The 26695-nt window shown below is 68.5% G+C and carries 27 protein-coding genes and 2 tRNA genes; 9 read left to right on the top strand and 20 right to left on the bottom strand.

The window, feature by feature from the left end; translation table 11 throughout:
• Positions 1–17: 17 nt before the first annotated feature.
• From L2Z93_RS05500 to leuC, 3 genes are all read right to left on the bottom strand, one after another.
• Complete coding sequence (locus L2Z93_RS05500; protein ID WP_090585455.1) at positions 18–815, bottom strand: HU family DNA-binding protein; 798 nt, start codon at positions 813–815, stop codon at positions 18–20.
• 200 nt (positions 816–1015) lie between these two features.
• Positions 1016–1612 (bottom strand): 3-isopropylmalate dehydratase small subunit, encoded by a 597-nt coding sequence (gene leuD, locus L2Z93_RS05495; RefSeq protein WP_090585457.1) that lies wholly within the window; start codon positions 1610–1612, stop codon positions 1016–1018.
• A gap of 27 nt (positions 1613–1639) precedes the next feature.
• The gene (gene leuC, locus L2Z93_RS05490; protein ID WP_090585459.1) at positions 1640–3061 is read right to left on the bottom strand and encodes a 3-isopropylmalate dehydratase large subunit; all 1422 of its coding nucleotides are present in this window, start codon (positions 3059–3061) and stop codon (positions 1640–1642) included.
• A gap of 71 nt (positions 3062–3132) precedes the next feature.
• Between leuC and L2Z93_RS05485 the strand changes: the two genes are divergently transcribed.
• Entirely contained in the window at positions 3133–3834 is a 702-nt protein-coding gene (locus L2Z93_RS05485) for an IclR family transcriptional regulator (protein ID WP_090585461.1), read from the top strand.
• Positions 3835–3938: 104 nt separating this feature from the next.
• The gene (locus L2Z93_RS05480) at positions 3939–5108 is read left to right on the top strand and encodes an IS1249 family transposase (protein ID WP_090585463.1); all 1170 of its coding nucleotides are present in this window, start codon (positions 3939–3941) and stop codon (positions 5106–5108) included.
• A 127-nt stretch (positions 5109–5235) separates the two neighbouring features.
• Here L2Z93_RS05480 and L2Z93_RS05475 read toward each other — a convergent pair.
• The 4 genes from L2Z93_RS05475 to L2Z93_RS05460 all read right to left on the bottom strand — a co-directional run bounded on the left by L2Z93_RS05475 (position 5236) and on the right by L2Z93_RS05460 (position 8055).
• Positions 5236–5308 (bottom strand) — tRNA-Glu (locus L2Z93_RS05475).
• A 112-nt stretch (positions 5309–5420) separates the two neighbouring features.
• Positions 5421–5492, bottom strand: a tRNA-Gln gene (locus tag L2Z93_RS05470).
• Positions 5493–5755: 263 nt separating this feature from the next.
• Positions 5756–7246 (bottom strand): glutamate--tRNA ligase, encoded by a 1491-nt coding sequence (gltX, locus tag L2Z93_RS05465; protein ID WP_090585465.1) that lies wholly within the window; start codon positions 7244–7246, stop codon positions 5756–5758.
• Positions 7243–8055 carry a fumarylacetoacetate hydrolase family protein gene (locus tag L2Z93_RS05460; protein WP_090585467.1) on the bottom strand — a complete coding sequence of 271 codons (813 nt, stop codon included), beginning with the start codon at positions 8053–8055 and terminating at the stop codon, positions 7243–7245. The genes gltX and L2Z93_RS05460 overlap by 4 nt, the downstream gene beginning before the upstream one ends.
• 97 nt (positions 8056–8152) lie before the next feature.
• Here L2Z93_RS05460 and L2Z93_RS05455 point away from each other — a divergent pair, with 97 nt between their 5' ends.
• Entirely contained in the window at positions 8153–8620 is a 468-nt protein-coding gene (locus L2Z93_RS05455; protein WP_090585469.1) for a hypothetical protein, read from the top strand.
• Positions 8621–8634: 14 nt separating this feature from the next.
• Here L2Z93_RS05455 and L2Z93_RS05450 read toward each other — a convergent pair whose 3' ends face one another.
• The 4 genes from L2Z93_RS05450 to L2Z93_RS05435 all read right to left on the bottom strand — a co-directional run bounded on the left by L2Z93_RS05450 (position 8635) and on the right by L2Z93_RS05435 (position 11820).
• On the bottom strand, positions 8635–9057 hold the full coding sequence (locus L2Z93_RS05450; RefSeq protein ID WP_090585471.1) for a type II toxin-antitoxin system VapC family toxin: 423 nt from the start codon (positions 9055–9057) through the stop codon (positions 8635–8637).
• The gene (locus L2Z93_RS05445; RefSeq protein ID WP_090585473.1) at positions 9047–9316 is read right to left on the bottom strand and encodes a type II toxin-antitoxin system Phd/YefM family antitoxin; all 270 of its coding nucleotides are present in this window, start codon (positions 9314–9316) and stop codon (positions 9047–9049) included. Before L2Z93_RS05445 ends, L2Z93_RS05450 begins: the two co-directional genes overlap by 11 nt.
• 32 nt (positions 9317–9348) lie before the next feature.
• A complete protein-coding gene (locus tag L2Z93_RS05440) occupies positions 9349–10545 on the bottom strand; it encodes an MFS transporter (protein WP_275984776.1) in 1197 nt (398 codons plus the stop codon).
• A gap of 66 nt (positions 10546–10611) precedes the next feature.
• Complete coding sequence (locus L2Z93_RS05435) at positions 10612–11820, bottom strand: oxygenase MpaB family protein (protein ID WP_090585477.1); 1209 nt, start codon at positions 11818–11820, stop codon at positions 10612–10614.
• 87 nt (positions 11821–11907) lie between these two features.
• On the opposite strand from L2Z93_RS05435, the gene L2Z93_RS05430 reads away from it, so the two are divergent.
• Entirely contained in the window at positions 11908–12522 is a 615-nt protein-coding gene (locus tag L2Z93_RS05430; protein WP_090585479.1) for a TetR/AcrR family transcriptional regulator, read from the top strand.
• A 157-nt stretch (positions 12523–12679) separates the two neighbouring features.
• Here the strand turns inward: L2Z93_RS05430 and L2Z93_RS05425 are convergent, their stop codons facing one another.
• Both L2Z93_RS05425 and serA read right to left on the bottom strand, forming a co-directional pair.
• Positions 12680–13690, bottom strand: coding sequence for a 3-isopropylmalate dehydrogenase (locus L2Z93_RS05425; RefSeq protein ID WP_090585481.1), 1011 nt, complete (start codon positions 13688–13690; stop codon positions 12680–12682).
• Complete coding sequence (serA, locus tag L2Z93_RS05420) at positions 13687–15273, bottom strand: phosphoglycerate dehydrogenase (RefSeq protein WP_090585483.1); 1587 nt, start codon at positions 15271–15273, stop codon at positions 13687–13689. The genes L2Z93_RS05425 and serA overlap by 4 nt, the downstream gene beginning before the upstream one ends.
• A 74-nt stretch (positions 15274–15347) precedes the next feature.
• On the opposite strand from serA, the gene L2Z93_RS05415 reads away from it, so the two are divergent.
• Positions 15348–16775 (top strand): phytoene desaturase family protein, encoded by a 1428-nt coding sequence (locus tag L2Z93_RS05415; protein ID WP_090585485.1) that lies wholly within the window; start codon positions 15348–15350, stop codon positions 16773–16775.
• A gap of 51 nt (positions 16776–16826) precedes the next feature.
• On the opposite strand, the gene ilvC is transcribed toward L2Z93_RS05415, so the two are convergent.
• From ilvC to L2Z93_RS05400, 3 genes are read right to left on the bottom strand one after another with little or no spacing between them, the layout of a single operon-like run.
• Positions 16827–17828: a ketol-acid reductoisomerase gene (gene ilvC / locus L2Z93_RS05410; protein ID WP_193438918.1), complete on the bottom strand. Its 1002-nt coding sequence runs from the start codon at positions 17826–17828 to the stop codon at positions 16827–16829.
• A gap of 49 nt (positions 17829–17877) precedes the next feature.
• Positions 17878–18378: an acetolactate synthase small subunit gene (ilvN, locus tag L2Z93_RS05405; protein ID WP_090585489.1), complete on the bottom strand. Its 501-nt coding sequence runs from the start codon at positions 18376–18378 to the stop codon at positions 17878–17880.
• Positions 18378–20258 (bottom strand): acetolactate synthase large subunit, encoded by a 1881-nt coding sequence (locus L2Z93_RS05400; protein WP_090585491.1) that lies wholly within the window; start codon positions 20256–20258, stop codon positions 18378–18380. The genes ilvN and L2Z93_RS05400 overlap by 1 nt, the downstream gene beginning before the upstream one ends.
• Before the next feature lie 276 nt (positions 20259–20534).
• On the opposite strand from L2Z93_RS05400, the gene L2Z93_RS05395 reads away from it, so the two are divergent.
• Positions 20535–20876 (top strand): PH domain-containing protein, encoded by a 342-nt coding sequence (locus L2Z93_RS05395; protein ID WP_234785994.1) that lies wholly within the window; start codon positions 20535–20537, stop codon positions 20874–20876.
• Position 20877: 1 nt separating this feature from the next.
• Here the strand turns inward: L2Z93_RS05395 and L2Z93_RS05390 are convergent, their stop codons facing one another.
• The 4 genes from L2Z93_RS05390 to L2Z93_RS05375 all read right to left on the bottom strand — a co-directional run bounded on the left by L2Z93_RS05390 (position 20878) and on the right by L2Z93_RS05375 (position 23971).
• Positions 20878–21540, bottom strand: coding sequence for a methionine ABC transporter permease (locus L2Z93_RS05390; protein ID WP_090585493.1), 663 nt, complete (start codon positions 21538–21540; stop codon positions 20878–20880).
• A complete protein-coding gene (locus L2Z93_RS05385; protein WP_090585495.1) occupies positions 21537–22571 on the bottom strand; it encodes a methionine ABC transporter ATP-binding protein in 1035 nt (344 codons plus the stop codon). The genes L2Z93_RS05390 and L2Z93_RS05385 overlap by 4 nt, the downstream gene beginning before the upstream one ends.
• Before the next feature lie 19 nt (positions 22572–22590).
• Positions 22591–23556, bottom strand: coding sequence for a MetQ/NlpA family ABC transporter substrate-binding protein (locus L2Z93_RS05380; protein ID WP_090585497.1), 966 nt, complete (start codon positions 23554–23556; stop codon positions 22591–22593).
• A 157-nt stretch (positions 23557–23713) separates the two neighbouring features.
• Entirely contained in the window at positions 23714–23971 is a 258-nt protein-coding gene (locus tag L2Z93_RS05375) for a DUF3618 domain-containing protein (RefSeq protein ID WP_090585499.1), read from the bottom strand.
• Between the two features lie 53 nt (positions 23972–24024).
• On the opposite strand from L2Z93_RS05375, the gene bcp reads away from it, so the two are divergent.
• The 3 genes from bcp (at position 24025) to L2Z93_RS05360 (ending at position 26442) form a co-directional block, all read left to right on the top strand.
• Positions 24025–24498, top strand: coding sequence for a thioredoxin-dependent thiol peroxidase (gene bcp / locus L2Z93_RS05370; RefSeq protein ID WP_090585500.1), 474 nt, complete (start codon positions 24025–24027; stop codon positions 24496–24498).
• Positions 24499–24570: 72 nt separating this feature from the next.
• Entirely contained in the window at positions 24571–24804 is a 234-nt protein-coding gene (locus L2Z93_RS05365) for a hypothetical protein (RefSeq protein ID WP_090585502.1), read from the top strand.
• 51 nt (positions 24805–24855) lie between these two features.
• A complete protein-coding gene (locus L2Z93_RS05360; RefSeq protein WP_090585504.1) occupies positions 24856–26442 on the top strand; it encodes a long-chain-fatty-acid--CoA ligase in 1587 nt (528 codons plus the stop codon).
• The last annotated feature ends 253 nt before the right edge of the window (positions 26443–26695 follow it).

Raw genomic sequence — 26695 nt, 5'->3', positions numbered from 1 at the left:
GCTCTTTGGTGCTGAGATTACTTGCGGCCGCGCTTGGCGGGCGCGGCCTTCTTGGCCGCGGTCGCCTTCTTGGCGGGCGCGGCCTTCTTCGCCGGGGCCGCCTTCTTGGCGACGGTCTTGGTCACGGCCTTCTTGACCGGAGCCTTCTTCGCGACGGTCGCCTTCTTGGCCGGAGTCTTGGTGGCCGCCTTCTTGGCCGGCGCCTTGGTCACGGCCTTCTTCGCGGGCGCCGCCTTGGTGGCGGCCTTCTTGGCCGGGGCCTTGGTCGCGGCCTTGCGAACCGGAGCCTTGGTCGCGACCTTCTTGGCCGCAGCCTTGGTCGCCGTCTTCGCCGGCGCCTTGGTCACGGCCTTCTTGGCGGGCGCGGCCTTGGTGGCGGTGGTCTTCTTGGCGGGCGCAGCCTTCTTCGCCGGAGCCTTGGTGGCCGCCTTCTTCGCGGCGGCGGCCTTCTTCGCGGGCGCCTTCTTGGCGGCGGTCTTGGTCGCCGCGGCGGCGGTTCCACCGCGCTTGACGGCAGGTCCGGACGCCGGAAGTCGCTGAGCCCCACCGACAACAGCCTTGAACTGCGCGCCCGGACGGAAGGCCGGAACAGAGGTCGGCTTCACCTTGACGGTCTCACCGGTGCGCGGATTGCGCGCCACTCGGGCTGCGCGCTTACGCCGCTCGAATACGCCAAAGCCGGTGATCGTCACGCTCTCGCCGCGGTGCACGGCGCGAACGATGGTGTCGACGATATGCTCGACGGCCGCAGTCGCTTGCCGACGATCCGAGCCCAATTTCTCTGTCAGTTCGTCGATGAGCTCTGCTTTGTTCATGCAAATCCTCCGAAGCCGATGGCCCCGCGATGGGCCGACTAACGGACACGGTAAACCCTGGCAACCCTGATTTCCAAGCGCCACGCGCATTTTCAGGTAATGCCAGCGAACATTTCAGCAATCCGGTTGGGCCACTGACTGATTGGGACAACCGTCCCAAAAGCCGCGCTATGCGGTGAAATTCCGTGAATCGGACTTGGTCACGGAGCCGGAAGTGTGCGCGGCTTCCAGCTCGGGCGGCGCGCTTCATATGCCTCGATATCTTCGAGTTTCCGCAGCGTAAGGCCGATATCGTCAAGACCTTCGGACAGTCTCCACGCGGTGTAATCGTCAATCGTGAACGGGGCCACCACCGTTCCGGCGGTGATCGTTCGATCCGCAAGGTTCACAGTGAGTTCCATACCGGGATTCTGTTCGATCAGCTTCCACAGCAGTTCGACATCGTCTTGGCTGACCTGCGCGGCCAGCAACCCGGCCTTGCCCGCGTTGCCGCGGAAGATATCGGCGAATCGGGACGAGATGACCACCCGGAACCCGTAGTCCATCAGCGCCCAGACCGCGTGTTCGCGTGAGGATCCGGTGCCGAAATCGGGCCCGGCGACCAGCACGGTGCCCTTGTCGAACGGCGCCTGATTGAGAATGAATGACGGATCATTGCGCCACGCGGCGAACAGGCCGTCCTCGAATCCCGTTCTGGTGACTCGCTTCAGATACACCGCCGGAATGATCTGGTCGGTGTCGACATTGGATCGGCGCAGCGGCACCGCGACGCCGGTGTGGGAATGAAAGGCTTCCATGGTGATTCTCCTTCGAGCTTCGCGGTTCTAGGCCAGGTCCGCCGGCGAGGACAGCGTTCCGCGCACCGCGGTCGCGGCGGCCACCGCCGGGGAAACCAGGTGCGTCCGCGAGCCTTTGCCTTGGCGGCCCTCGAAATTGCGGTTCGAGGTGGAGGCGCTGCGCTCGCCCGGGGCCAGCTGATCGGGGTTCATGCCCAGGCACATCGAGCAGCCGGCCTGCCGCCACTCGGCACCGGCCGCTTCGAACACCTCACCGAGTCCTTCGGATTCGGCCTGCAACCGCACCCCGACCGAGCCGGGCACGATCAGCATCCGCACGCCGTCGGCGACCCGGCGGCCGCGCAGCACCTCGGCCACCGTCCGCAGGTCCTCGATGCGTCCGTTGGTGCAAGAGCCGACGAACACGGTGTCGACGGCGATGTCGCGCATCGGGGTGCCGGGCGTCAAATCCATGTAGGCCAACGCCTTCTCGGCGGCCTGCTTCTCGGCGTCGTCGGTCATCATCTCCGGATCGGGCACCGCCGCCGACAGCGCCACGCCCTGCCCCGGATTGGTGCCCCAGGTGACGAATGGGCTCAGTTCCGCGGCGTCCAGGTACACCTCGGTGTCGAATTCGGCCCCCGGGTCGGTGCGCAGCCGGTCCCACGCGGCCACCGCGTTGTCCCAGTCGGCGCCGGTCGGCGCGTGCGGGCGGCCCTTCAGGTATTCGTAGGTGATCTCGTCGGGGGCGACCATGCCGGCTCGCGCGCCGGCCTCGATGCTCATATTGCAGATCGTCATCCGGCCCTCCATGGACAGCGATTCGATGGCGCTGCCCCGGTATTCGATGACGTGGCCCTGCCCGCCGCCGGTGCCGATCTTGGCGATCACCGCCAGGATGATGTCCTTGGCGCTGACGCCGGCCGGCAGCACGCCGTCGACGTTGACCGCCATGGTCTTGAACGGGCGCAGCGGCAGGGTCTGGGTGGCCATCACATGCTCCACCTCGGAGGTGCCGATGCCCATGCCCAGCGAGCCGAAGGCGCCGTGGGTGGAGGTGTGGCTGTCGCCGCAGACGATCGTCATACCGGGCTGGGTCAGGCCCAGCTGCGGGCCGATGATGTGCACGATGCCCTGGTCCCGGTCGCCCATCGCGTGCAGCCGGACGCCGAACTCCTCGCAGTTGCGGCGCAGCGTCTCGACCTGGGTGCGCGACACCGGGTCGGCGATCGGCTTGTCGATGTCCACCGTCGGCACGTTGTGGTCTTCGGTGGCGATGGTCAGATCCGGGCGGTGCACCGGTCGGCCGGCCATTCGCAGGCCGTCGAACGCCTGCGGGCTGGTGACCTCGTGCACGAGGTGCAGGTCGATGTAGATCAGGTCGGGTTCGCCGGGTTCGGAGGCGACGACGTGGTCGGCCCACACCTTTTCAGACAGGGTTCTCGGCTTGTTCTGCGGCTGTTCGGACATCACAACTCAATTCATTCGCGTGGGATCCACGGGGCTGGTGATCTCACAATGCGGGACGTTAGTATCTCCCTATGAGACAGAATAGCGGCATCGGCGTCCTGGACAAAGCCGTGGGTGTGCTGCACGCGGTCGCCGAGTCTCCGTGCGCGCTGGCCGAGCTGTGCGAGCGCACCGGGCTGCCCCGCGCCACCGCCCACCGGCTGGCCGCCGGCCTGGAGACCCATCGCTTGCTGGCCCGCGACAGCGACGGCCGCTGGTCGCCCGGGCCGGCGCTGGTCGAGCTGTCCGCGCACGTCAGCGACCCGCTGATCGCGGCGGCCGCCACCGTGCTGCCCCGGCTGCGCGAGATCACCGGCGAGAGTGTGCAGCTCTACCGCCCCGAGGGCGCCGCGCGGGTGTGCGTGGCCGCGCTGGAACCGGCCTCCGGGCTGCGGGACACCGTGCCCGTCGGCGCGCATCTGCCGATGACCGCCGGCTCCGGGGCCAAGGTGCTGCTGGCCCACGCCGACGCCCGGTTGCAGGCGGCGATCCTGCCGGAGGCCAAGTTCACCGAGAAGACCCTCGCCGAGGTCCGCCGACGCGGTTGGGCCCAGAGCGCCGCCGAGCGCGAGTCGGGCGTGGCCAGCGTCGCCGCCCCGGTCCGCGACCGCTCCGGAACGGTGATCGCCGCGGTCTCGGTGTCCGGGCCGATCGACCGGATGGGACGACGCCCCGGCGAGCGCTGGGCCGCGGACCTGCTCGCCGCCGCCGACGCCCTGGCGCGCCGGCTCTAGCGCGCAAAAAAGGGTTAATGGCCAAAATGTGTGTATAGATCCGCCGATTTCTGGTCTCTGATCTGCGGTGATGGTGGCCTGAACATGCTCTGAAAGCATGTTCGGTGTCTGGTGCTCGTAATTCCCCGACCTGTGGTGTATGCGGTCGCAAGCTGGTCAAGAACGGCACGACGTCGGCCGGGAGGACGCGGTGGCGCTGCACCGTCTGCGGGGCTTCGAGCACTCAGGCCCGCTCCGACATCACCGGCAAGGCCCAACTGCGGGCGTTTCTGGCCTGGCTGCTCGACGGCCAGAGCCCGGGGACGCTGGCTTCCAGTGCGCGCACGTTTCGTCGCGAGACCGCCTGGTGTTGGCGCATCGAGGTGCCCGCGCCACCGCCGCCGGCGGCGGCTCCGGAGGTGGTGATCCTCGATGGCACCTACTTCCAGGACTGGTGCCTGCTGATCGCCACCGACGGCCACCATGTCCTGGACTGGCAGTGGTGTGACCGGGAAAAGAAGATCGCCTGGCAACAGATCCTGGCCCGACTCCCGGCCCCGCGGATGGTCGTCGTCGACGGCGGTACCGGTCTGCACGCCGCCCTGGCCACCGACTGGCCGGCCACCCGCATTCAGCGCTGCTATTTCCACATTTTCCAAACCGTGCGCCGTCACCACACCTTGCGGCCCCGCTTGGATCCCAGCCGCGAAATCCTGTCCCTGACACGCGCTTTGATGCACGTCCGCGATATCGACCAGGCTGTGTTCTGGCTGACCGAGTACGCGGCCTGGGAAGCCCGCTGGGACCAGTTCCTGCGGCACCGCACCTACCCGCGCGCTCACACCGAACGGCCCGCCGGGATCTCCGAGCACCAGCACTGGTGGTACACCCACCGCGACCTCCGCAAGACCCGCGGCCTCTACCGCGCACTGATCCGCAACAAGCAGCTGTTCACCTGGATCGACCCGGCCCTCACCGGCCCCGGCGATCCGCTGCCGCGGACCACCAGCTCGCTCGAAGGCGGACCGAACCGGGCCCTCAAAGACCTCTTCCGCGCCCACCGTGGCCTGCCCACCGAGCACGCCCGCCGGGCAGCGGAATGGAAACTCAACAGCCTCACCGCCACACCACGGGACCCCTGGAGCCTGGTCCGCCCCGAACACCGCAACCCGCCCCGGCGACAACGCGTGGAGCACCTCGACGACGAACCCCTCGGCCCAGCCCTCGGCACCGGATTCAGCTGGGAAGACGGCAACGGCATCCAACACGGCTGGGCCGGCCGATCACGACCCTAAACACCGACAACACGCCGACAGCCATACACACATTTTGGCCAATAACCCACACGCCGAGCGCCGTACACACATTTTGGCCATTAACCCGCAAAAAATCCCCTCCCGGACTCCGGGAGGGGATCGGCTGTACCCCCGATGGGATTCGAACCCACGCTACCGCCGTGAGAGGGCGGCGTCCTAGGCCGCTAGACGACGGGGGCTAGAACATTTGTGGCCCGCGCCGATCGCTCGGCGAGAACCGTGTGACAGCTTAGCCCAACGGATTCCGTTGGCCTAATCAACGCCTCACCCGCGAGCGGATGAGACGTCTTGCTGGGGTACCAGGACTCGAACCTAGAATGGCTGAACCAGAATCAGCTGTGTTGCCAATTACACCATACCCCATTGGCTACCCATTCCCGCTGGTCAGAACCCCTTTTCTGCGTCGATCCGCAGAATGTGCGAGGTGCTGGCCCAGCCGGTGCGGGCCGACGAGCAGACTATCAAAGATTTCCGCAGGCCCTTAATCGCCCTGCTCGTCGAGCCTCGCTCGTGCTTACTGGCGGCCGGCCTCTTCCTCGCTCGTCCCTCGCTCGTCGAGCCGGCTCGTGCTTACTGGCGGCCGGCCTCTTCCTCGCTCGTCCCTCGCTCGTCGAGCCGGCTCGTGCTTACTGGCGGCCGGCCTCTTCCTCGCTCGTCCCTCGCTCGTCGAGCCGGCCGCGCGCCTCACGCAGCCGGGACAGGCTGCGGTCGCGGCCCAGCAACTCCATCGACTCGAACAGCGGCGGGCTGATCGTCGACCCGCTGATCGCCACCCGGATCGGGCCGAACGCCTTGCGCGGCTTGAGCTCCAGCCCGTCGATCAGCGCCGCCTTCAGCGCGGCCTCGATGGCCGGGGTGGTCCAGTCCCCCACCGGCCCCAGCGCGTCCAGGGTGGCGTCGAGCACCGGGGCGGCATCGGCCGTGAGTTCCTTGGCGGCGGCCTTCTCCTCGATCCAGTAGTGCTCGTCGTCGAGGAACTTCAGCAGCCCCCAGGCGTCGCCGAGCACCACGATGCGGGTCTGCACCAGCTCGGCGGCCACCGCGAATTGCGCCGGCGTCAGATCCAGATGATGGCCGTGGGCCAGCAGGTAGGCCCCGAGTCGGTCGGCGAACACCTCCGGGTCCAGCCGGCGGATGTGCTCGGCGTTGATGGCGTCGGCCTTCTTCTGGTCGAAGCGGGCCGGGTTGGAGTTCACGTCCGCGACGTCGAACGCCTCGGTCATCTCCGCCAGGGTGAACACGTCGCGGTCCTCGGCGATCGACCAGCCCAGCAGCGCAAGGTAATTCAGCAGACCCTCGGGCAGGAATCCGCGGTCGCGGTGCAGGAACAGGTTGGACTGCGGGTCGCGCTTGGACAGCTTCTTGTTGCCGTCGCCCAGCACCGACGGCAGGTGCGCGAACTGCGGCACCGCCTCGGCCACCCCGATCCGGATCAGCGCCTGGTACAGCGCGATCTGGCGCGGGGTCGACGGCATCAGATCCTCGCCGCGCAGCACGTGGGTGATCTTCATCATCGCGTCGTCGACGGGGTTCACCAGCGTGTACAGCGGATCCCCGTTTCCGCGGGTGAGCGCGAAATCGGGCACCGAGCCGGCAGGGAAGACGACCTCACCGCGCACCAGGTCGGTCCAGGTGATGTCTTCCTCGGGCATCCGCAGCCGCACCACCGGCGAGCGGCCGGCGGCGCGGAACTCCGCGCGCTGCTCCTCGGTGAGGTCGCGGTCGTAGTTGTCGTAACCCAGCTTCGGGTTGCGGCCGGCCGCCAGGTGCCGCGCCTCGACCTCGTCGGCGGTCGAGTACGCCTCGTAGGCCTCGCCGGACTCCAGCAGCCGGACGACCACGTCGAGATGCAGGTCCTTGCGCAGCGACTGCCGGTAGGGGCCGTAGGGTCCGCCGACCTCGGGGCCCTCGTCCCAGTCCATGCCGAGCCAGCGCAGCGCGTCGAGCAGCGCCAGGTAGCTCTCCTCGCTGTCCCGGGCGGCGTCGGTGTCCTCGATCCGGAACACGAACGAGCCGCCGGTGTGCCGGGCGTAGGCCCAGTTGAACAGCGCGGTGCGGATCAGGCCGACGTGCGGCGTGCCGGTCGGCGACGGGCAGAAGCGAACGCGAACGGTCACGGTTTTCCTTTGACGGGATGGGCTTCGGCGGGATTGGCTTTGCGGACGACGGGGTTGGTCAGGGTCCCGATGCCTTCGATGGTGATGCTGACGGTGTCGCCGTCCTCGATCGGTCCGACCCCCTCGGGGGTTCCGGTCAAGATGATGTCGCCGGGCAGCAGCGTCATCACCGCCGACACCCATTCGATGATGGCGCCGACGTCGTGCAGCAGGAACGCGGTGTTGGAGTCCTGGCGCAGTTGGCCGTTGACCTCGGTGCGGATGTCACAGTCCGACGGGTCCAGCGCGGTCTCGATCCAGGGCCCGACCGGGCAGAAGGTGTCATGCCCCTTGGCCCGCATCCACTGGCCGTCGGCAGCCTGCTGGTCGCGGGCGGAGACGTCGTTGGCGATGGTGTAGCCGAGGATGAACTGCGCGGCCTTGTCGGCCGGGACGTCCTTGCAGGGACGTTCGATGACGACGGCCAGCTCGCCCTCATGATGCACCGGATTCGCGTTGTGCGGCAACTGAATCGGGATGCCCGGGCCGATGATCGCGGTGTTGGGCTTGAGGAAGATCACCGGGTCCTGCGGCGGTTCGCCGCCCATCTCGCGGGCGTGCGCGGCGTAGTTCTTGCCCATGCAGATCACCTTGCTGGCCAGGATCGGGGCCAGCAGCCGAACATCGGCCATCGGCCAGGTCCGGCCGGTGAAGGTGGGATTGCGGGAGAGGTACTGCTCGGCGATCTCCTTGGCCACGGCGTCGTCGCCGTCGCCCTCGATCACCACAAAGGCCACCCCGGCGGGGGTGGCGACACGTCCAAGGCGCATTCTCCAAGCTTAGTGAGGGGTTTCGCCAAGGTTGGTGACGGGTTCGGCGGGTAGCGTTCGGGCCCATCGGCACCTGGCACAACGAGGAGGCGTTCTGATGGGCATCACTTCTCGCGCCGCCTGCGCCCTCACCGGCGCCGCGGCGCTCGCCCTCACCGGCGCGGGGACCGCCGCAGCGGCCGAAGACATTCCGGTGCACCAGGTTCCGGCCACCGGAACGGCCGTCAGCGGCCTGGCGGTGCCGGGACCGTGGACGGCGGCGCTGCGGGTGATGAGCACCGACACCCCCGGCGAGGTGGAGCTCTCGGTCCCGGTCACCCCGGAGATCTGCGCGACCACCGCGGGCAACGCGCTGGTGCGGGTCGACTACGCGAATCCGGGGCAGACCCACGGCGCCGCGTTCCTCAATCCGTGCGGCCACGCCGTCGACCCCGCCCCGGTCACCGCGGTGGTGCGCACCGAGAGCGGGTTCACGCACTTCACCACCACGATCATCGGGTCGCAGGCCTATCCGAACGCCGGGCTTCCCGCCACGATGGGCACCGGGAGCTTCGTCACCCCCTGAGCGCGGTCCGCAAATCACGGGCGGGCGACGGGGACAACTTCCAGAATGCGGTCGAGACCCTCGAAGTCCTTGGGGTTTGTGGTGTACAGCGGCAGCCGAGCCGCAATGGCCACCGCTGCGATCATCTGGTCGGCAACCCGAGCCCATGGCGAACGACCGACCTCCCGAACCGCAGCGGCCACCAGCCCGTAGGCGCGAGCGGCGTCAACGTCGAACGGGATCGGTTCGAATGAGCTCTCCACCCGCTGGAGCAACTCGACGCGCATCGCCCGTTCCACGGCATCGCTGACGGCGTGCACCCCGGCGGCGAGCTCAGCCAACGTCACGGTGCTCACCGCGATCGTCGCCGGGAGCAACTTCTGGCTCAGGCGGCTGTACTGGATGACGATATTGGTATCCACAAGTCCGGCGCCAGCGACGTGGGGATCATCGCCCATAGGGGTCGTCCGCGTACGGATCTACCACCGCGTCAAGGTCAGCGCGGAATCGCTGCGCATCGATGGCCGGAAGACTCCCCAACAGCGCCTGGACCTCATCACGCGGAATGAAGGTCCGCCGCTGTCGCAGGGGAATCAACTGCCCGATCCCCCTGCCATCCCGGGTCACGACGAAGGAGTCACCCCGTTCGACCGCGTCCATGATCTCGCGCGACCGCATTCTCAGATCGCGCTGACTGATCTCAGCGGGTTGCCCCATGGGGGCATCGTACTCCGCCGTGCCACACGGTGCTACACGTTGCCGCCGGCCTTCAACGGGTCGTCCCGCACCGGAATCAGCGGCAGCGCCAACAACGGGAAGACCGCGCACACCGCGAAGGCGGCCGCGTAACCGGACACCCCGATCAGCGCGCCGAACGCCGGCGGGACCACGCCCGCGGCGAACAGCTGATTCGTGTTCTGCACGCCGAGCGCCCGCCCGCTCCAGAACGGCCCGGCGATCTCGGCGATGGCGGTGAACGCCAGTCCGTTGTCGGACACCGTCACCATCGAGGCGATCAGCATCAGCACGACCGACAGCGGCGAATCGAAGAACTCCGTCACCGCGAGCAGGCCCATGGTGACCCCGGCCAGCGCCGCAATGGTCCGGATCGGACGCAGCCGCGAACCCACCCGGTCCGACCACCGTCCGGCCGCGATTCGGCCTGCCGCGCCGAGCAATTGCGCGACGGTCACCAAGGCGCCCGCCGCGCCGGCCGACCATCCGCGCGACGTCATCAGCCACACCAGGGTGAACGTCCACACCAGGACCTGCGGCACCACCAGCAGCACCGACACCGCGTGGATGCGCCACAGTGTGTTCGACCCGCGGTACGGATTGGCCAACTCCGCCGGGTCCGCGTCGGCGCGCTCTGGCCGCGGGGGGTCGATGAGCCCGAACCACGATGCCACCGCCGCCACCGCGCATACCGCTGCCGGGAACAGCAGCGCAACCGAAACCCCCTGTGCGGCAGCCAGTTGCGGGATCACCAACGCGCCAAGGCCGACACCGAGGGGCTGCGCGGTCTGCCGGATGCCCATCGCGAGGCCGCGCTGGCGCGGCGGGAACCAACCCACCACCATCCGCGCGCTGGCGGCGTTGCTGCTCGCCGCCGCCATCCCGCCGACGAACAGCAGCACAGCCACCAGCACCAGCGAATCCGCCAACGCGGCGCCGAACGCGGCCAGCGCGGTCAGCGCGGCGCCCAGCGCCAAGACCGTCCGCTCACCGATACGGTCGACGGCGTATCCCCACGCCACCAGGGTCCGCACCATGCCGAAACTTGGCATGGCCGAGATCAATCCGGCCTGCGCCAGATCCAGTCCGGCGTCGCGGTGCAGGGTGGGGATCAGGAACGCGATGCCGTTGATGAAGACGTTGGCGAACAGCGTCGCGCCGAGCGCGATGCCCAGAATCGTCCAGCGCCGGGCGGTGCTGATCGTGTCCATGTCCACCCCGCCATGGTGCCACGATCATCTCAAATTGTTGAACTTGAGTCTCATATAATGAGACGTTTAGCTGACTGCCGCCAGCCGGTCATGACGACGGTAGGACCGATCCCCGCCGGTCATCGCCAGCCCCTTGGTGACGAACCCACGCCGCGCGCGCTGCCCCATCTCCTCGGCCAGCCAGGTCATTCCCGGCACCAGCCGGTGGTAGTCGAGCACCCGATTGGCCGCCGCCGTCGCCAGCACGGCCGCCTGCAGCGCCTTGTTGTCGGCCAGCCCGAGCCGGTCGGCGTTGGTGCGGCCCAGCATCAACCGGCTGTAGGCCGACAGGTAGGACCGCGCCATCTGGGTGAGCGCGTCGTCGTCGCGGCGATTGTGCAGCGCCTGCGCAAGTTTCAATGAGTCCTCGTCGGGCACGAACTCGGTCTCGGCCTCCAGCCACATCAACTTCCAGGTGTCGGCCTCCGAGGTCGGCACCAACTCCGGGTGCACACCCATCAGCAGGCCGACATAGCGCCAGAAGTGGAACACCGCGTCACGCTCTCGGTCGTTGAACCGCATGCCCATCGCCTGACAGCCCACCAGGTTCGCCAGGGAGAACAGCAGCAGCGTCCCAGCCAGCTGCGCCTGGTTGATCGGAGTGTCCCAGTTCTGGTGATCCCAATCCGGGCGACGGTTCATCGCCGCGCGCACCTGTGCGTGCATCAGCCGCACTCGCAGCGCCCCGGTGAACCCGTCGGCGAACCGATCCAGGCCACCGGGTGAGGTGACGTCGATGTACCAGGTCGCCGTCTCGTTGAGCCGACGCGGGGCCATCGCGTAGAGGTCGCCAGTGCCGACCAGCGGCTTGTCCGCCCGCGACGCCAGGTAGCCGCCGGTCAACGCCAGTCCGGGCAGCGCGAGGCCGATGCCGACCAGGCCGGTGCGCATGCTGACGCGGGCGGCCAGCGCCAGTTTGTCGTAGTCCAGCCAGTACGGCTGATTCTCAACCTGGTTGAAGAACGCCACCAGTTCCTCGGGTGGATCCTCGACAGCGTCCAGACCGCGGTCGACGGCCGTCTCGAACATCGCCCGCCCCACCCGCGGTGGCATCCTCGCGATCATCGCGACCACGTCGTCGGCCAGCGGATCGCCCATGTCGGCGAACTTGCGGAAATCGCTGCGCTGAGCCGCGGTCGCCCGCACGTCGCCACTGGCCAGCAGCGGGACGAAGTATTTGAAGGGGAACTCCCTCAGCGCTTGCGGATTCGGCAGCTTGCCCTGGCTCGACTCCATTGACGTCGTCCTCCAATCACTGCAGGCGGTATCTGGTGACAGTGTCAACCAGATATCGCCTGCGGTCAAGGATGCGACAATCTAGGCATGTCGAATCCGGAACGCACCTACGGCGGAGCCACCGCCGGGGAGCGCGCCGCGCGCCGCCGATCGGCGCTGATCGACGCGTGCCTGGACATCGTCGCCGAGTCCGGGGTGGCCGGGCTGACCGTGCGCGGGGTATGCGCCACCGCCCGGCTCAATGACCGCTACTTCTACGAGAGCTTCGCCAGCGTCGACGAACTGCTGGTGGCGGCGTTCGACCAGCAGACCGTCGAGTCCTCGACGGCCATGGTGCTGGCGATCGCCGAGGCGCCGGCCGACCCCGAGCTGCGAGCGCGGGCGGCCATCGGCACCGGACTGGAGTACCTCACCGCCGACCCGCGCCGCGGACGGCTGTTGGTGGAGTCACAGGCCACCGAGGGGCTGCGGACCCGGTCTCGCGAGGTCATCCGGTCGCTGGCGAAGATCATGGCCGATCAGGGCCGGGCGCTGCTGGCCATCCCGGACGAGCAGGAACCCGATATGGATCTGGCCGCCTGGACGCTGGTCGCCGGCGGCTTCGACCTGGTCACCGGCTGGCTGCGCGGCGAGCTGGACATCAGCCGGGAGCACCTCGAGGACTTCCTGGTCACCATGGTGACCGCCCGCCGAGCGTCCTGATCCCCCCGCGACCGCTCGGTTACGTACACGACCCGACGTACACAGCCGAGCGCTGGCGCACGTCCAGCTCCGCGACCGCTCGGTTTGGCACACGACCCTGCGTACTCAACCGAGCGCTCGCGCCAGACGATGCCGGCGAGCGCTCGGTTGCGTACGGCTAGAGCAGCGACAGGACGCGGTCGCCGACCTCAGCGGTGGACATCTTCGTGTCCCCGCGGGTGGCCAGGTGCTCGGCGACGGCGGCGTCCACCCGTGCGGCGGCCTCGTCCTCGCCCAAATGCGAAAGCAGCAGCGCCACGCTCATCACCGCGGCGGTCGGATCGGCGATCCCCTGCCCGGCGATGTCCGGCGCGCTGCCGTGCACCGGCTCGAACATCGACGGGTTGGTGCGGGTGCCGTCGATATTGCCGCTGGCAGCCAGCCCGATCCCGCCGGCCACAGCGGCGGCCAGGTCGGTGATGATGTCGCCGAACAGGTTGTCGGTGACGATCACGTCGAACCGGCCCGGGTCGGTGACCATGTGAATGGTGGCGGCGTCGATGTGCTGGTAGGCGACCTCGACGTCGGGGTACTCCGCGCCCACCTCGGCGACGATCCGAGACCACAGCGAGCCGGCGTACACCAGCACGTTGGTCTTATGCACCAGGGTGAGGTGCTTGCGGCGGTTCTGCGCGCGGGCGAACGCGTCGCGGACCACCCGCTCGATGCCGAACGCGGTGTTCAGGCTGACCTCGGTCGCCACCTCATGGGCAGTGCCGACGCGGATCGCACCGCCGGTCCCGGTGTATGGGCCCTCCGTGCCCTCGCGGACCACCACGAAGTCGATCGCCGGCTCCCCCGACAGCGGGGATGTCGCCCCGTCGAACAGCTTGGACGGCCGCAGGTTGATGTGGTGATCCAGCGCGAAGCGCAGCTTCAGCAGCAGCCCGCGCTCCAGCACGCCGGACGGCACCGACGGGTCACCGATGGCGCCCAGCAGGATGGCGTCGTAGCCGCGCAGTTCCTCGACCGTCTGGTCGGAGAGCAGTTCCCCGGTCGCGTGGTAGCGCCGCGCGCCCAGGTCGTAGTCGGTGCGATCCACTCCGGGCAGCACCGCGTCGAGCACGCGGGTGGCCTGGGCGATCACCTCGGGTCCGATGCCGTCGCCGGCGATGACGGCGAGTTTCACGAGAAGTCGACCACCTTGAGCATGCTGGCGCCGACCTCGTCGGCGATGGCGGCGCGGACGTCCTCGGGCACGTCGCGGTCCAGCCGCAGCATGATGGTCGCCCCGTCGCCCTCGGCGTCCTGGGACAGCTGGGCGGCTTCGATGTTGACCTCGGCGGCGCCCAGCAGGGTGCCGATCTTGCCGAGCGCGCCTGGACGGTCCAGGTAGTTGACGATGAGGTTGTGACCCTCGGCCCGCAGGTCGAGGTTGCGCCCGTTGATCTGGATGATCTTCTGGACCAGCGCCGGACCGCTCAGGGTGCCCGACACGTTCACCGTGGAGCCGTCGGAGGCCACCGCGCGGACGTCGACGACGCTGCGGTGGTTGCGGCTCTCCGGGGACTTCTCCAAGGTGGCGCTGACGCCGCGGGCCTCGGCCAGCGCCGGGGCGTTGACGAAGGTGACCTGCTCGTCGACGACAGTGGAGAACAGTCCGCGCAGGGCGGCCAGGCCCAGGATGTCGGCGTCCTCGGCGGCCAGCTCGCCGTAGATGTGCACCACGAGCGACACCGGGGGCTCCGCGGACAGCAGGCCGGCCAGCACGCCGAGCTTGCTGACCAGGTCCAGCCAGGGGGCGACCTCGTCGCCGACCACGCCGCCGCCGACGTTGACGGCGTCCGGCACGAACTCGCCGGCCAGCGCCAGCTTCACGCTCTCGGCGACGTCGGTGCCGGCGCGGTCCTGGGCCTCGGCGGTGGAGGCGCCCAGGTGCGGGGTCACCACGACCTGCTCCAGTTCGAAGAGCGGGCTGTCGGTGCAGGGCTCGGTGCCGAACACGTCCAGGCCGGCGGCGCGGACGTGGCCGCTGACGATGGCGTCGGCTAGGGCCTGCTCGTCGATCAGCCCGCCGCGGGCGGCGTTGACGATCACCACGCCCGGCTTGGTCTTGGCCAGGGCTTCCTTGTTCAGCAGCCCGGCGGTCTCCGGCGTCTTGGGCAGGTGCACGGTGATGAAGTCGGCGCGGGCGAGGACCTCGTTGAGCGGCAGCAGTTCGATGCCGAGCTGGGCGGCGCGGGCGGCCGGCACGTACGGGTCGTAGGCGACGACGTGGGTGTCGAAGGCGGCGAGCCGGTGCGCGACGAGCTGGCCGATGCGGCCCAGGCCGACGACGCCAACGGTCTTGCCGAACAGTTCGACGCCGGAGAACTTGGAGCGCTTCCAGGTGTGCTCGCGCAGGGTGGCGTCGGCGGCCGGGATCTGCCGGGCGGCCGAGAGCAGCAGCGCGACGGCGTGCTCAGCGGCGCTGTGGATGTTCGACGTCGGCGCGTTGACCACCAGCACACCGCGGGCGGTGGCGGCCGGCACGTCGACGTTGTCCAGGCCGACGCCGGCGCGGGCGACGATCTTCAGCTTCGGCGCGGCGGCCAGCACTTCGGCGTCGACGGTGGTCGCCGAGCGCACCAGCAGCGCGTCGGCGTCGGCCACGGCGGCCAGCAGCGCGGGGCGGTCCGGCCCGTCCACCCAGCGGACCTCAACCTGGTCTCCCAGGGCGTCCACGGTCGAAGGGGCCAGCTTGTCGGCGATCAGTACGACTGGAAAGCTCACCCGGACAGCCTAAACGGCGCCGCTGGTCGCTCAAAAAGCGGTCACGGAGCGCCTACCTGGCGAAAGGGGCTCCTATGACCGATGTCACTGTCGTCGGCAGCGGTCCGAATGGTCTGGCCGCCGCTGTTGTCTGCGCCCGCGCGGGGCTGCGGGTTCGAATCATCGAGGGGCAAACGACGGCCGGCGGTGGGGTCCGCACTGTGGCGGACCCGGAGTTCGCGGGCGTATCGCACGACGTGTGCTCGGCGATTCATCCGATGGCGCTGGCGTCCCCGTTCTTCCGTTCGTTCGGCCTGGCCGAGCGGGTGGCGTTGGTTTCGCCGTCGGTCTCCTACGCCAATCCGCTGCCGGGGCGCCCGGCGGCGCTGGCCTATCTCGATTTCGAGCGCACCTGCGCGGGGCTGTCGGATCCGGGTTCCTGGCGGGCGATGTTCGCTCCCCTGGTCCGTGACTCCGATGCGGTGGTGGAAACCATGCTGAGCGACAAGCGCTCGCCGCCGGGGCACCCGGTGGCGGCGACGCGGCTCGGGCTGCGGGTGGGCCTGCAGGGCAGCCCGGGCTGGCGGTTGCTGCGTGGTGAGGACGCCCGCGCGTTGTTCGCCGGGGTGGCCGCGCACGCGGTCTCGCCGCTGCCGTCCCTTCCGGCGGCCGGGTTGGGAACCGTGTTGGCGACGTTGGCGCACACCGTCGGTTGGCCCGTTCCGGTCGGTGGCAGCCAGGCGATCGCGGACGCGATGCTGGCCGACTTCTTCGTCCACGGCGGCGAGCTGGTGCTGGATGAGCCGGCGACCTTGCCGCCCACAGGTGTCGTCATCTATGACACCCCGGCTCGCGCGCTGCTGGACATCTACGGTGACCGGCTGCCCGCCCGGTATGCCGCGCGGCTGCGCCGACTTCGCCACGGCGCGGGCGTCGCAAAGGTGGATTTCGTTCTCTCCGAGGATATTCCGTGGTCGGATCCGCGGCTCGCGGAGACGGCGACGTTTCATCTGGGCGGAACTCGGGATCAGATGGCCACCGCCGAGGCTGCGGTGAACGCCGGCCGGCACGCCGATTCACCGATGGTCCTCGCGGCCTCACCGCACGTCGGGGACCCGGGCCGCATCGACTCCCAGGGTCGACGGCCGTTCTGGACGTACGCCCATGTGCCGCACGGTTCCCCGGTCGACCAGGCCGAGGCGGTGACGGCGGTGGTGGAACGGTTCGCCCCGGGTTTCCGCGACATCGTGGTCGGAGTGCGCAGCGTCCCGGCCGCCGAAATGGCCTCCCACAACGCGAATCTGGTCGGCGGGGACATCACCGGCGGCGGCAACTCCATGTGGCGGGCGCTGGCGGGCCCGACTTTGCGCGCGAACCCGTGGGCCACCCCGATCCCGGGCGCTTACCTGTGTTCGGCCGCCGCCCCGCCCAACGGCGGGGTGCACGGCATGGTCGGCTTCTACGCCGCCCGGGCGGTGCTCAAGCGCGAGTTCGGCCTCCCGACGCCGCATTTGGGACCCTGACCGCGAAAGGCCCGCCCCGACGAATCGGGACGGGCCTCTGGCGAACCGCAATTAAGCGGTTTCGGTGATCGGGCGATCCACCCAGCTCATCAGGTCGCGCAGCTTCTTGCCGGTGACCTCGATCGGGTGCTCGGCGTTCTGCTTGCGCAGGCCCTCGAGCTCCTTGTTGCCGCCCTCGACATTGGCGACCAGGCGCTTGACGAAGGTGCCGTCCTGGATGTCGGTGAGGATGGCGCGCATCCGCTCCTTGGTGTCGGCGTCGATGACGCGCGGACCGGAGATGTAGCCGCCGAACTCCGCGGTGTCGGACACCGAGTAGTTCATCCGGGCGATGCCGCCCTCGTACATCAGGTCGACGATCAGCTTCAGCTCGTGCAGCACCTCGAAGTAGGCCATCTCGGGGGCGTAGCCCGCCTCGACCATGACCTCGAACCCGGCCTTGACCAGTTCCTCGGTGCCGCCGCACAGCACGGCCTGCTCACCGAACAGGTCGGTCTCGGTCTCTTCCTTGAAGGTGGTCTTGATGACGCCGGCGCGAGTGCCGCCGATGCCCTTGGCGTAGGACAGCGCCAGCGCCTCGCCCTCGCCCTTGGGGTCCTGATCGATGGCGATCAGACAGGGCACACCCTTGCCGTCGACGAACTGCCGGCGCACCAGGTGGCCGGGGCCCTTGGGGGCGACCATGCCGATGGTGACGTTGGCCGGCGGCTCGATCAGGTCGAAGTGGATGTTCAGGCCGTGCCCGAAGAACAGCGCGTCGCCGTCCTTGAGGTTCGGCTCGATGTCGTTGGTGAAGATCTCGGCCTGCGCGGTGTCCGGCGCCAGCAGCATGATGACGTCGGCCCACTTGGCGACCTCCGCGGGGGTGTCCACCTCCAGCCCCTGCTCGGTGACCTTCTCGCGGGACTTCGAGCCTTCCTTCAGGCCGACCTTGACCTCGACGCCGGAGTCGCGCAGCGACAGCGAATGGGCGTGGCCCTGGCTGCCGTAGCCGATCACACCGACCTTGCGGCCCTGGATCAGCGACAGATCCGCGTCGTCGTCGTAGTACATCTCAACTGCCACTTGGGTTTTCCTATCTTGTGAGGGGTCGTGAAAAAAGCTACTTGGAGGTGGCCATGCCCCGCGGCCCGCGGGACAGCGACACCATGCCGGATTGGACGATCTCCCGGACGCCATAGGGCTCGAGCACCCGCAGCAGCGCGTCGAGCTTCTCCTGGGTGCCGGTGGCCTCGATGGTCAGCGACTCGGTGGACACGTCGACCACCTTGGCGCGGAACAGATTAACGGCCTCGATGACCTGGCTGCGGGTGCCGGCGTCGGCCCGGACCTTGATCAGCGCCAGCTCGCGGGACACCGAGTTCTCGACGTCCTGCTCGACGATCTTGATCACGTTGATCAGCTTGTTGAGCTGCTTGGTGATCTGCTCCAGCGGGAAGTCGTCCACCGAGACGACGATCGTCATCCGCGACATGTTCTTGTGCTCGGTGGCGCCGACGGCCAGCGACTCGATGTTGTAGCCGCGGCGGGAGAACAGCGCCGCGACACGGGCCAGGACGCCGGGCTTGTCCTCCACCAGGACGGACAGGGTGTGGATTGTCATCAGACCTGATCCTCATTGTCGAACAGCGGACGGATGTCGCGGGCGGCCATGATCTGGTCGTTGCCGGTGCCGGCGGCGACCATCGGCCATACCTGGGCGTCGGCGCCGACGATGAAGTCGATGACCACCGGGCGGTCGTTGATCTCACGGGCCTGCCGGATCACGTCGTCGACGTCTTCGGCACGCTCGCAACGCAATCCGACGCAACCCATCGCCTCGGACAGCTTGACGAAGTCCGGGATGCGCTGACTGTGGGTGGCCAGGTCGGTCTGGCTGTAGCGCTCGCCGTAGAACAACGTCTGCCACTGCCGGACCATGCCCAGGTTGCCGTTGTTGATCAGCGCGACCTTGATCGGCACGCCCTCGATGGCGCAGGTGGCCAGCTCCTGATTGGTCATCTGGAAGCAGCCGTCGCCGTCGATGGCCCACACCTCTTTGTCCGGGCAGGCCATCTTCGCGCCCATCGCGGCGGGCACCGAGTAGCCCATGGTGCCCAGGCCGCCGGAGTTCAGCCAGGTGCGCGGCTTCTCGTACTTGATGAACTGCGCGGCCCACATCTGGTGCTGGCCCACGCCGGCGACATAGATTGCGTCCGGTCCGGCGATCTCGCCGAGCCGCTCGATGACGAACTCCGGGCTCAGGCTGCCGTCGGACTGCGGGCCGTAGCTCAGCGGGTAGGTGGCCCGCATCCCGGACAGGTACTCCCACCAGGACTCCAGGTTCAAGTTCCCGGGGGCGCCGTCTTTGCGCAGCGCGGCGATCAGGTCGGTGATGACGGCCAACACATCGCCGACGATCGGCACGTCGGCGTGCCGGTTCTTGCCGATCTCGGCGGGGTCGATGTCGGCGTGGATGACCTTGGCGTCCGGCGCGAAGGAGTCCAGCTGGCCGGTCACCCGGTCATCGAACCGGGTGCCCAGCGCGATCAGCAGATCGGCCTTCTGCAGCGCGGCGACCGCGGTCACCGCGCCGTGCATGCCCGGCATGCCCAGGTGCTGCGGGTGGCTGTCGGGGAACGCGCCGCGGGCCATCAGGGTGGTGACCACCGGGATGCCGGTCATCTCCGCCAGCTCCAGCAGCTCGTCGGTCGCCTCGCCGCGGATCACGCCGCCGCCGACGTAGAGGACCGGCTTGTTCGCCGCCGCAATGTATTTCGCGGCTTCGCGGATTTGGCGGCTGTGCGGCTTGGTGTTCGGCTTGTAGCCGGGCAACTCCATGGTCGGCGGCCAGCTGAAGGTGCACTGCCCCTGCAGGATGTCCTTGGGGATGTCGACCAGCACCGCGCCGGGACGGCCGGAGGAGGCGATGTGGAACGCCTCGGCGATCATCCGGGCGATGTCGTCGCCGTTGCTCACCAGGAAGTTGTGCTTGGTGATCGGCATGGTGATGCCGGAGATGTCGGCTTCCTGGAACGCGTCGGTGCCGATCAGGCCGCGGCCCACCTGCCCGGTGATGGCGACGACGGGGATCGAGTCCATCTGCGCGTCGGCCAGCGGGGTGACCAGGTTGGTCGCGCCGGGGCCGGAGGTGGCCATCATGACGCCGACGCGGCCGTTGGCGTGCGCGTAGCCGCTGGCGGCGTGGCCGGCGCCCTGCTCGTGGCGGACCAGCACGTGGCGCAGCTTGGTCGAGTCGAACAGCGGGTCATAGACCGGCAGCACGGCGCCGCCGGGGATGCCGAAGATGGTGTCGACGCCCAGCTGCTCCAGGGATCGGACCACCGCTTCGGCGCCGGTGAGCTGCACCGGCGCGACGGCGTCGCCCGGCACCGCCGGGTTGGCCTTGCCGTTGGGGGCCGGCTTGCCCACCGCGGCGCCATTGGCCGAGGTGGGGGCGTTGTTCCCCTGCTGTTCCGGTGGTCGCGTCGTGGGAGCGCTCACGGTGTCCTCTTCAATCTCGTTCGATATGCCGGGCAACAAAAAACCCTCGCCAGCGTCATGTGCTGCACGAGGGTTGCGCGTTGGAGCTACAGGTAGCTACGACCGGTCACGCACCAACGCGCCGACCAAGTACTACCAGCTTCTGCATGCACGCGACGGTAGTCCTCGCACCACAGATGCGTCAAATCGCAACCCATTCCACTTCGCCTCGGCGGTTTGACCCGGCTACGTATGATGGCCTGCGTGAACAAGCCGGTGGTCATCCGCATCTCGCCGATGGCACACATCGCGGCTTTCTTCATGGTGCTGATCCTGCTGTTGCCGGCGTTCCTGTGGCCGCCGTCGACGGTGCTGATGGTCCTGCCGCTGCTCGCGTCGGTCGCGATCGCCCGGCTGCGCACCGAGGCCGACGCCGACGCCGTGACCGCCCACGAGTTGTTGGGCAGCACCCGCATTCCGTGGGAGGACATCGACGGACTGCACTTCGTGAAGGGCAAATGGGCGCGGGCCCGGCTGCGCGACGGCGGCCGGGATGTCCGGTTGCCGGCGGTCACCTTCGCGACACTGCCGCTGCTGACCCAGGCCAGCCGCGGCCGGGTGCCCAACCCCTACCGCTGAGCTAGCGCCGCAGGGCCTTCCCCGACAGCCAGTTGCCGAAGAATTGCGCGGCCTGCACCAGGATGATGATGGCCGCCACCGCGATCCAGGTGACCGTCCAGTTGAACCGCTGGTAGCCGTAGGTGATGGCGAAGTTGCCCAGCCCGCCACCGCCGACCGAACCGGCCACCGCGGTCATGTCCACCACCGCGATGAACACAAAGGTGTAGCCCAGGATCAGCGGTCCCAGCGCTTCGGGCAGCAGCACCCGGGTGATGATCCGCAGCGGCCCGGCGCCCATCGCCTGGGCGGCCTCGATCACCCCCGGATCCACCGACACCAGGTTCTGCTCGACGATCCGGGAGATGCCGAAGGTGGCGGCGATGCACAGCGCGAAGATCGCCGCCTTGGTGCCGATGGTGGTGCCGATGACGTTGAGGGTGAGCGGGCCGATCGCGACGATGAAGATGATGAACGGGATCGGCCGGATGAAGTTCACCAGCACATTCAGGATGGTGTAGACCCAGCGGTTGGCCAGGATCCCGCCGCTGCGGGTGGTGTAGAGCAGCACGCCGACGATCAGCCCGAAGAAGCCGCCGACCACCAGCGTGACGACCACCATCTGCAGCGTTTCCCACGTCGACTGCCAGAAGATGGGACTCAACGTCGCCCACTCGGTGCTCATCGCGCCAGCTCCTCCACCGTGGTGTGTTCCCGAAGCCGCGCGATCACGTCGTCGACGCGCGAGTCCGGGCCGGTCAGCGCGAGGGTGAGATTGCCGACCGAGCGTCCGCCGAGCGCCGAGACGCCGCCGTAGACAATCTCGAAGCCGACGCCGTCGGCCGCGCGGAGGGCGTCGGTCAGCGCGGCGCCGAACCGCAGGCCCTCCCCCACGCCGACGGCGATCAGCCGGCCCGGGTGCGCGTCGGCCAACAGCGCGGTGTCCTCGGCGGACGGCCGGTTGTGCATGGCGGTGGCGACGAATCCGGCGGTCAACTCGGCCTGGGGCGCGGCGAAGATGTCGTAGACCGAGCCCTCTTCGATCAGCCGGCCGTCCTCCAGCACCGCGACCCGGTCGGCGATCTTGCGCACCACATCCATTTCGTGGGTGATCACCACGACGGTGATGCCGAACTCGGCGTTGACCTTCTGCAGCAGCCGCAGCACATCGTTGGTGGTCTGCGGGTCCAGCGCGGAGGTGGCCTCGTCGGCCAGCAGGATCCGGGGGTTGGCGGCCAACGCGCGGGCGATGCCGACCCGCTGCTTCTGCCCGCCGGACAGTTGGCTCGGGTAGGACCAGGCCTTTTCGGCGAGACCGACGAAGTGCAGCAGCTCGGCGATGCGGTCGCGGTGGCGGGCCTTGTCGATTCCGGCGGCCTCCAGCGCGAACGCGATATTGCCGTACACGGTGCGCGAGGACAGCAGGTTGAACTGCTGGAACACCATCCCGATGCGGTTGCGCAGCTTCCGGATCTCCTTGGCGCTCAGGGTGGTGATGTCCACGCCCTCGACCAGCACCTTGCCGCCGGTCGGCCGCTCCAGCGCGTTGATCATCCGGACCAGCGTCGATTTGCCCGCGCCGGAGCCGCCGATGATCGCCGAGATGCTGCCGTCCTCGATCGCGAGGCTGATATTCGACAGCGCGTCGAAGGAACCGGCGTCACCGCGCACCGGGTAGGTCTTGCTGACGTCGACGAACTCGACGATGGGTGCCACCAGAACCTGCTTCCTGCCGCTACTCGTCGCTCAGTTGTTCTTGCAGGCCGACGGTGATGCGCTGCAATTCGTCGGCCGGCAGGTCGACGATGACCGAGGTGTTCCGGGACGCCTCGCGCACCGCCTTGATCACCTCGGGGTCGTGGTACAGCTCGACGATCCGCGCGAACAGCGGGTTGTCCTTGTCCTCGGCGCGGGCGGCGAACGCGTTGATGTAGGGCTGCGCGGCCGGCGAGGTGGCGTCGTCGTTGTAGATCGCCGACGACGGGTCGATGTCGGCGTCCATCGCGAAGCCGTTGTTGATGACCGCCGCGGCCACCGACGGCAGCGAGGTGACGGTCTGCTGGGCGCTGATGGGCACCACCTTCACCCGCGAGCCGGCCGCGTCCACATCGGCCGGGGTGGACGTGACGCTGCCGCCGCCGACCAGCCGGATCAACCCGGCCTGCTGCAGCACCAGCAACGCGCGGGCCTGGTTGGTGGGGTCGTTGGGGATGGCGATCTCCGCGCCGTCGGGAATGTCGCCGACGGCGGTGTACTTGCGGGAGTACAGGCCCAGCGGCACCACCACCGTCGAGCCGACCGGAACCAGATCCTCGCCCGCCTCCACGTTGTAGCTGGCCAAGAACAGCAGATGCTGGAACAGGTTGAGGTCGGTCTGGCCCTGGGCGAGCGCCGGGTTGGGTTGGGAGTAATCGGCGAAGTTGACGACCTTGATGGTGATGCCTTCTTCGGCGGCCAATCGCTGCAGCACCGGCCAGTAGTCCTGGCTGCCCTCGGTGGTCCCGATGACGACGGTCTGCTCCGCGTCGCCGGCGCCGAGGATGGCGTTCGCGCCCCCGAACAGGGAGAACAGCAGTCCAGCGACCAGCGCGATCGCGATGCCGACACCAGCGACCACGAGCGAACGGTCCCGGCGCGGCTTTGGCGGCAACCACAGCGGATCGCCTGGGTCGTCCGGCGCCGGATCCTGCGCGCTGCTCACCGCGTCCTCCCGAGCGTCGACGTTGACCGGCGCGCACGAGGTGTCGACCGGCGAGCGCCCATTATGAAACGTCAGATCGTGTCCGCGGGGCGATACCCGCCGCCAGCGGTGAGATTGGCGGTGGTCAGCGGTTTTGCGACGGCTGCGCCGAATGCGGTCAGTAGTCGCGCAGCAGGCGGCGGATCTCGCGCTGGCGGCGCACCCGGAGCACGACCACCAGCAGCACCAAACCGACCACGCCGGCCGCGGTCGCCTTCACCGCGGGCTGATTGATGGTCGCCAACGCCTTGGATTTGGCGTCGTCGGCGATCCGGCGCGGGTTGGCCCGCTCAGCCAGCGCGTCGACGGTGGACGCCAACTGATTTCGGGCGACGTCGATCTGGGCCTTGATGGCCTCGGGATCCTGATCCGCCACTTGCGGCCTCCTTCTCACCTGCGCGCCGTACCTGCCGCACTACCCTAGTCCCCATGACCGAGAACGTTCGCCTGCAACCCGGTGACACTGCCCCCGCGTTCGCGCTGCCCGACGCCGACGGCAACGTCGTCAAGCTGTCGGATTACGCCGGACGCAAGGTCATCGTCTACTTCTATCCGGCGGCGATGACCCCGGGCTGCACCAAGCAGGCCTGCGATTTCCGGGACAATCTGAGCGAGCTGGAAGGCGCCGGGCTCGACGTCGTCGGCATCTCCCCGGACAAGCCGGAGAAGCTGGCGAAGTTCCGCGACCGCGATTCGGTGAACTTCCCGCTGCTGTCGGACCCGGACAAGGACGTGCTGACCGCCTGGGGCGCGTACGGCGAGAAGAAGCTGTACGGCAAGGTCGTCACCGGCGTGATCCGGTCCACCTTCGTCGTCGACGAGAACGGCAAGATCGAGGTCGCGCAGTACAACGTGAAGGCGACCGGCCACGTCGCCAAGCTGCGCCGGGATCTGGCGGTTTAGCGCGGCTCGGCGTTGAAACCGCCAACGGAACTTGCGATCTGAAGCGTCGCCGGGCGGCAATAGCCTTGTTTCATGACCGCTGAAGTGAGGATCGAGGACGAGGCCGGCCCGTCGCCGAGCGGATTCACCGCCAAGATCGCCGTGGAATCGTCCTTCGAAATGGCCGCGGGTCCGGTCAACACGGTGGTGGGACGCCTGATCGCCGCCGTGCTCATCGCCGTGCTGGCGCTGTTGCCCAGCACCCTCCGCTGGTGCCGGTGGCGGCCCTGGGGCGGCTGGGCCGAGAAAAATTCTGTCCGGCGATAATTTCTTGCTCCGGGCCTACCGCCGTCGTCAGCGGTTTGCCATGCTGGGGGCGTGACCGACTCGGCGCCGACGCCCCGCTTCCTCGATGACCGCCTGAACCACTGGGCCCAGACCAATCCCGACGGCGAGGCGGTGCACTATCTGGGCCGCACCTGGACCTGGTCACAGTGGAACGATCGGATCCGGCGACTCGCCGGCGCGCTGCGCGAGCGCGGCATCGGCCGCGGCCACGTCGTCGGCTTCCTGGACAAGAACCACCCGGCCGGCGTCGAGCTGACCATGGCCGCGCTGTCGCTCGGAGCGGCGACGGTGGTGGTGAACTTCCGACTTTCCGGCGACGAGTTGGCCTATGTGCTCGATGACGCCGACGCCGAACTCCTGGTGGTCGGCGAGGAGTTCCGTCCCACCATCGAAGGCATCGCCGGCAGACTGCCGAAGCTGCAGACGATCGTTGGCCTGACCCCCGAGGGCGGCGACGGCGACGAATACGAAGCCCTGCTGGCGAGTTCGGCCCCCGTAGCGCGCGCAGAGGACCGCGACCCGGACGACGTGGTGCTCATCATGTACTCGTCGGGCACCACCGGCCGGCCCAAGGGTGTCGAACTCACACACGCGAATCTCATTGCGCACACGCTGTATTCGCACGACGGCTGGGCCTTCGACGAGGGCGACAAATGCATGGTCGCGATGCCGCTGTTCCACGTCGGCGGCTCCTCCTACGTCCAGGTGCCGATTCACGACGGTTTCCCGGCGGTGATGACCCGCGAGGTGGACGGGCTGTCGCTGGCCGGGGCGATCCTGGCCGGCGCCAACCGCGCGTTCCTGGTGCCGGCGGTGCTGGCCAAGGTGCTCGAATCCGGGCCGGACGCGGTGAAACTGTTCAGCGCGCTCAAGACCTACAGCTACGGGGCGTCGCCGATGCCGCTGCCGCTGCTGCGCGCGGCGTTGCAGGCCTGGCCGGACACCGACTTCATCCAGGTGTACGGCCTGACCGAGGTGTGCGGAGTGATCAGCCACCTGATGCCCGAAGACCACCGCGACACCGAGCATCCGGAGCGGCTGATCAGCGCGGGCACCCTGGTGGACCACTGCGAACTGCAGGTCGTAAATCCGGACACCGGCGATCCGCAGCCGACCGGCACCCAGGGTGAATTATGGTTCCGCACACCGCAATTGATGAAGGGCTACCGCAAACGCCCGGAGGCCACCGCGGAGGCGATCACCGCCGATGGCTGGTTCCGCACCGGCGATATCGGGCGCATCGACGCCGACGGCTACCTCTACGTCGAGGACCGGCTCAAGGACATGATCATCACCGGCGGTGAAAACGTGTACTCACTCGAGGTGGAGCGGGTGCTCGCCGAACACCCGTCGGTGATGGAGGTCGCGGTCTACGGCGTCCCCGACGAGAAGTGGGGCGAGGCGGTGCACGCCACCATCGCGCTGGACCCGGAGTCCGATCCGAACCTCGTCGACCCCGAGTTGCTGATCGCCTGGTGCCGGGAGCGACTCGCACACTACAAGTGCCCCAAGCAGATCGACCTGATGGAGGCGCTGCCGCGCAACCCCACCGGCAAGATCCTGAAGAAGGATCTGCGCCAGCCATACTGGGCCGGCCACGACCGTCAGACCGTCTGACTCGTCGAGTGGGCGAGGGATGAGCGTGTGAGACAGGTCAGGCGGCCGGGGCAAGCGGCCAACGCCGCCTGGCTCAAGCCCCCTCCGTCGAGTGAGAAATCAGGTCGGCTGGTGAGAAACGTTGGCGCACAGCCTCATCGACTGAGAAACCAGGTCGGTCGGTGAGAACTCAGGTACGTCAGTGAGACCTCAGGTAGGCGTTTCTCATCGACTGAGACCTGACGCACACCCCTTCTCGAACAACGTGTACATA

Source organism: Mycolicibacterium brumae, from assembly GCF_025215495.1.
Lineage (GTDB): Bacteria > Actinomycetota > Actinomycetes > Mycobacteriales > Mycobacteriaceae > Mycobacterium > Mycobacterium brumae.
The sequence above is the reverse complement of the archived record's forward strand: the minus strand, read 5'-3'. Positions and strand labels throughout refer to the sequence as shown.